1 rRNA gene (running past one end of the window) is annotated in these 1,217 nt (G+C 56.7%); it reads left to right on the top strand.

What is annotated here, in order from left to right:
• A 23S ribosomal RNA gene (locus tag NLX86_RS01940) occupies positions 1–1,196 on the top strand (it extends 2,108 nt beyond the left edge of the window).
• The last annotated feature ends 21 nt before the right edge of the window (positions 1,197–1,217 follow it).

Below are 1,217 nucleotides of genomic sequence, written 5' to 3'. Positions count from 1 at the left end.
GCCGGTGAGAGGACTTGCTCCTTGAGCTGGGGGTGGCCGCAGAGACCAGCGAGAAGCGACTGTTTACTAAAAACACAGGTCCGTGCGAAGCCGAAAGGCGATGTATACGGACTGACGCCTGCCCGGTGCTGGAACGTTAAGGGGACCGGTTAGTCACGATTCGTCGTGGCGAAGCTGAGAACTTAAGCGCCAGTAAACGGCGGTGGTAACTATAACCATCCTAAGGTAGCGAAATTCCTTGTCGGGTAAGTTCCGACCTGCACGAATGGCGTAACGACTTCTCGACTGTCTCAACCATAGGCCCGGTGAAATTGCACTACGAGTAAAGATGCTCGTTTCGCGCAGCAGGACGGAAAGACCCCGGGACCTTTACTACAGTTTGATATTGGTGTTCGGTTCGGCTTGTGTAGGATAGGTGGGAGACTTTGAAGCGGCCACGCCAGTGGTTGTGGAGTCATCGTTGAAATACCACTCTGGTCGTGCTGGATGTCTAACCTGGGTCCGTGATCCGGATCAGGGACAGTGTCTGATGGGTAGTTTAACTGGGGCGGTTGCCTCCCAAAAAGTAACGGAGGCGCCCAAAGGTTCCCTCAGCCTGGTTGGCAATCAGGTGTTGAGTGTAAGTGCACAAGGGAGCTTGACTGTGAGACCGACGGGTCGAGCAGGGACGAAAGTCGGGACTAGTGATCCGGCGGTGGCTTGTGGAAGCGCCGTCGCTCAACGGATAAAAGGTACCCCGGGGATAACAGGCTGATCTTCCCCAAGAGTCCATATCGACGGGATGGTTTGGCACCTCGATGTCGGCTCGTCGCATCCTGGGGCTGGAGTCGGTCCCAAGGGTTGGGCTGTTCGCCCATTAAAGCGGTACGCGAGCTGGGTTTAGAACGTCGTGAGACAGTTCGGTCCCTATCCGCTGCGCGCGCAGGAGTCTTGAGAAGGGCTGTCCCTAGTACGAGAGGACCGGGACGGACGAACCTCTGGTGTGCCAGTTGTCCTGCCAAGGGCATGGCTGGTTGGCTACGTTCGGAAAGGATAACCGCTGAAAGCATCTAAGCGGGAAGCCTGCTTCGAGATGAGGACTCCCACCCCCTTTGAGGGGTTAAGGCTCCCAGTAGACGACTGGGTTGATAGGCCAGATGTGGAAGCCCGGTAACGGGTGGAGCTGACTGGTACTAATAGGCCGAGGGCTTGTCCTCAGTTGCTCGCGTCCACTGTGT

Origin of the sequence: Streptomyces sp. A3M-1-3 (assembly GCF_024213665.1) — a bacterium.
In the GTDB taxonomy this organism is placed as follows: domain Bacteria; phylum Actinomycetota; class Actinomycetes; order Streptomycetales; family Streptomycetaceae; genus Streptomyces.
The sequence above is the reverse complement of the archived record's forward strand: the minus strand, read 5'-3'. Positions and strand labels throughout refer to the sequence as shown.